Source organism: Mesorhizobium sp. M7A.F.Ca.US.002.01.1.1, from assembly GCF_004022955.1.
Classification (GTDB): Bacteria; Pseudomonadota; Alphaproteobacteria; order Rhizobiales; family Rhizobiaceae; genus Mesorhizobium; species Mesorhizobium ciceri.
This window is the reverse complement of the sequence record NZ_RZQE01000512.1, coordinates 1-4,063: the sequence shown is the minus strand read 5'-3', so window position 1 is coordinate 4,063 and position 4,063 is coordinate 1. Positions and strand designations below refer to the sequence as shown.

Below are 4,063 nucleotides of genomic sequence, written 5' to 3'. Positions count from 1 at the left end.
ACTTCCTACTGCGCAGGAATCTCCTTCGGCCCCGAGGGCGTTGCACTGAGCTACTCGACGGCGCTGGTGCTCTGGCTCTATCCACACCTGGTGTGGAGCCTGCACGGAACGCCGGTTTCAGTCGGGGATCTGTTGCGGACGATCATGAGGCCATGGATGGCCGGCATCGTCGCCTCGGTGGGTGCGCTGGCAGTGCAGCGCTATCTCGGCCCGGAGGTTCCTTCGCTTCTGCGGCTCGCGGCTGGCGGGCTGGTTCTGATCAGTATCTATGCATTCGTCTTGCTGTTCGTCTTGGGGCAGCTCAAGCTGTTTCAGGATGTGCTGCTGGGCTTTCGAGGCGAGGCGCGGGCCGGCGCTTGACGCAGCCCGCGACTTCGACCGGCGAAGGCCCGAGAGAGAAGCTATTTGGAGGGCAAATGGCCAGTATAGCAATCGTCCATAGCTATCCGTACGACGCGTTCTTCGGCGGAGACGGCGCCTATATCCAGGCGTTCGGGCGATATCTCCTGAAGTCCGGCCACGAGGTACACGGGTATGTATCCAACATAGCGCGCGGCCGAAGGAGTCCAGTCTGTAGGAGCGTATATGAAATAGAGCAGTTTTCTTCGTGGCAGGTTCGTCGAAGTATCAGATTGGGCCAGAGAACATTTCTATCCACGGAGTTGCTTCGGTCCGGGCATCTGGCCGGATCGTTCCTTGGACGGAAGACCGCACCTGTTTCCCCAACGACGGACCAGAACTTTTCCGAGGGAGAGACTCAGTGGGTGCTTGACCGTATCGAAGCTGGACGGCCGGACGCCGTCATACTGTTCCACGATGCCGTGCATTTCGCCCCTGGCCTCTCCCGCAACGGTAACAGGGTTTTCTCACTTGTTGGCCATCTTCAGCACCGCAACGGGGCAGCGCGCTGGGAGGCCGGCGCAACCCCCGGCCCGGACAAGAATTGGACCGAGGAAAAGAGATTGTCAAACTCGCTGAAGGCGGCAGAGTGTGTCGGTTTCAACAGCAAGGATGACGCCTCCTACGCCCGCAACCATCTCGGGGTGACACGCGTGATCTCTCTTGGCATGGGCTTCGACAATCACGAAAAGCAACCCGACAGCAATGAGCCCATCGTTCTCTTCGTCGGGAATGCCACAGAGCCAAATCGTGCCGCACTGTCGTGGTTCCTGAAGGAGGTCTGGCCAACTGTTCGAACCTCATGCCCCACGGCAAGGGTTCGCATCGTCGGAACCGCCGCCTTCACATGTGAGGTTACGCCGGCGGCCGGCCTGGAGTGTGTGGGAGCGCTCCCGGACCTCGCTCCCGAATATAGGCGCGCCCAGCTTGTCGTGGCCCCGCTCGTTTCCGGCAGCGCCGGCGTCAAGATAAAGGTGGCCGAGGCCATGTCTTACGGCCGCCCCCTCGTGACGACCTCGATAGGTGTGGACGCAGGTGACCCCCACCAACTTGATGAGGGAGCGATCGTGGCCAATGGTGGTGCAGACTTTGCACAGGCGGTCATCGCGCTGTTGAGCAATGCGGAACTTCGGCGTCAGAAATCCGAGGGTACCGCGCATGTATTCGCCAGCCTCTTTTCCTGCGATGTGTGCTATGGCCCGTTCCTGTCTTGGCTCCGCAAGGCAGGCCAGGTGGCTGATAGCAGCTTGTCATCACAAATGGTGTAGGGAGGCGGGCGCCTCTCTAAAGTGGCACTCGACAGGATTTGATCAGCACTATGCTGTATCCGCATGCTCCACTTGGCGGGTGGACGAGCCCGACCGACCGGAAATCACTGCCAAGGCCCGTCTGACGGCTCCCTTCGTTCGATAAAGATGGCCCAGCGGCGGAAACAGCCTCAATATCGGAGACAGCGAAAAGCTATATCTAAGCAATTCGACGCCACAAGCGGTCCTTCCTCGGACAATATGAGAGACTGCCGACCAATAAGCGGCATCGGCAACCCGGCGCATTGCCATGCGACGAAGCCCCGATGCCGCCGGCATGGCAGCGCCTTCGCACGAGAAGAAGCTGGCGAATACCGCCTCTCGTTCTTTCAATTGCGTTAATTTGTCCGAAAAGTGGACCACCGTTATTTGTGCTGCATGCACGCGTCGGATGCCGAGCGCGCCCTCGAATTCCACGATTGAACCCAACCGCGCGAGGCGAAGCACCATCTCCAAATCGGGCGCGTGCGCGAGTGACGCACGGTAGTGACCCACCGCCTTTTGCGCAGTCATCCTGACCAGCACCGCTCCCAAGGCCAGGGACACTCCCAGATGGCCCAGATGACGACAACAGTCTTCAATGAACCGGGCACCCGCCGTTACGCGCCATCCATCTGGTTGACTTGGTTCGGCAAAATCCTTCCCCTCGATCATGCTGAGATCAGACCCTATGGCGAAAGCAGCCCCAGGATTGCTTTCGAGGACATCAACGGCGCGTTGGAGCGAGCCGTCCGTCAGGAGATCGTCGGCGCACAAAAGGATGAAGTAGTCTCCTCGCGCAAGCTCGACGCCTTCGTTGAAGGACGCAATTGGCCCTACATTCCTGGCGTGGCACACGACTTCAACCCGGCTGTCTTGGGCGGCAAGTCGGCGTGCCACTTCCACGCTGTCGTCTGTTGACGCGTTATCGATAACAACAATCCGGAGATCGTCGATGCCTTGCGAAAGCACACTGCGTATACATTGCGCGAGGAACCGATCAGCGTTGTAGCAGGGTATGACTACATTGATGCTGGGCATCAGCACAGGCTCCCCTTACCTGATTGGTCGCCTTGGTTATCGGAGCGACCTGATGTGGGCCAGCACAGGCACCACGCCACGATCGAGGACAAAGACTTGGTTTCCGGGCCCATCCTCCAACAAATCGGCTGGAAGGTCATGCCGTCTAAAAGGCTAGGGGATGACAATCGACCAAAGGCGTAGGGGGAGGTGCAACCTCATCGCCAGCCTCTCCGTCTCATTCAGCTGTCTGTGAAGCGGCCGGAGAGATATCGGGTCAGCGGCACTTCAGCAAAAAGATAAACCAGCACCGAAACGCAGGTGACGGCCATGGGCGTCACGAACAACAGCACCGAGGCGAGCCGCGCCGAATCTCCGCTTTCGGCAACGAGCTTCTCGGATACGATAGCCACGAACCAGTGGGTCAAGTAGATCGCATAAGTGCATTTGGCGAGAAAGTTCAAGAGCTTGGAGTCGCTGAAGACACCGAGCTGCTCCAGAGCGACAACCCCCAGCAACAGGACCGACATCGGCATGCCGAGCGCGAGGAAACGGGGCAGCGCCGGCCAACAGAAAGGACGCAAGACTGCTGCTAAGGCTCCGAAGGCGACTGCCGCCGCCGCGAGGGTAACGGCCCCGCTCCACGGCAGTTTGAAAGGGAACAGCCCGGAGTTGGAAAGCTTGAAGATGACGATGCCGAAAGCGAAATCGATCAGGATCGGATTGGTGTAAAATACGAAAATGGGGTTCTCGATGCTTGATGTCTCGCCCGCGACCGCAAGAAGAACCGCGAAGGCGGCGGAATAGAGGATCCCATATTTCACGCTGACGAGTTGGAAAGCTGCGATGATCAGGCTGAATTCGACGATTACCAGCAAGGTCCACGTCGGATACAAGATGGGGTAGGGTCCGAAGGGGACGAAGGCGAGCGACATGAAAAGCTCGGACAAGGTCCTCTGATGGCTTTTCATCGCGTAGTTCTCGACAAGAAATGCGAGAATCGTGACGCCCCAATACAAGGGCACGATTCGAATGAGCCTCGTTCGCAAATAGGCGCCGGCCGACCTGCCATTGTTCCCAAGCACATGCGCGGTAAGAAAACCGGCCAGAACCATGAACAGATCCGTCCCGAAACGGAAAATGTCCAAGACACCCGGCTCAATATGGGCGGCGCTCACCACTCCGGACATGTGGATGTAGCCGATGGCGTAGGCGGATATGAGCCTCAAAAGCTGAGGATTGTGCCAGAACCTCCTTGCCCCAGCAGTCCGGGCGGCCGGATGGTATTCCGCGTTCACCCGGGTTATCAGTCCGAAGCTGACCGTGCCTATTGTTGAGAAGATCGCCCCACCCCAGGG

The 4,063-nt window shown here is 58.8% G+C and carries 3 protein-coding genes and 1 pseudogene; 2 read left to right on the top strand and 2 right to left on the bottom strand.

Going from position 1 to position 4,063, the window contains the following annotated elements; all coding sequences use genetic code 11:
• Together EN932_RS38485 and EN932_RS38165 are read left to right on the top strand one after the other, a co-directional pair.
• Positions 1-360: pseudogene (locus EN932_RS38485) on the top strand (lipopolysaccharide biosynthesis protein); the annotation flags it as partial.
• 404 nt (positions 361-764) lie between these two features.
• Positions 765-1,667 (top strand): glycosyltransferase family 4 protein, encoded by a 903-nt coding sequence (locus EN932_RS38165; protein ID WP_164753915.1) that lies wholly within the window; start codon positions 765-767, stop codon positions 1,665-1,667.
• 48 nt (positions 1,668-1,715) lie between these two features.
• On the opposite strand, the gene EN932_RS30840 is transcribed toward EN932_RS38165, so the two are convergent.
• Both EN932_RS30840 and EN932_RS30835 read right to left on the bottom strand, forming a co-directional pair.
• A complete protein-coding gene (locus EN932_RS30840; protein ID WP_063174066.1) occupies positions 1,716-2,726 on the bottom strand; it encodes a glycosyltransferase family A protein in 1,011 nt (336 codons plus the stop codon).
• Between the two features lie 221 nt (positions 2,727-2,947).
• Positions 2,948-4,063, bottom strand: a 1,116-nt coding sequence (locus EN932_RS30835; protein ID WP_164890705.1) for an acyltransferase, incomplete at its 5' end; no start/stop codon positions are given.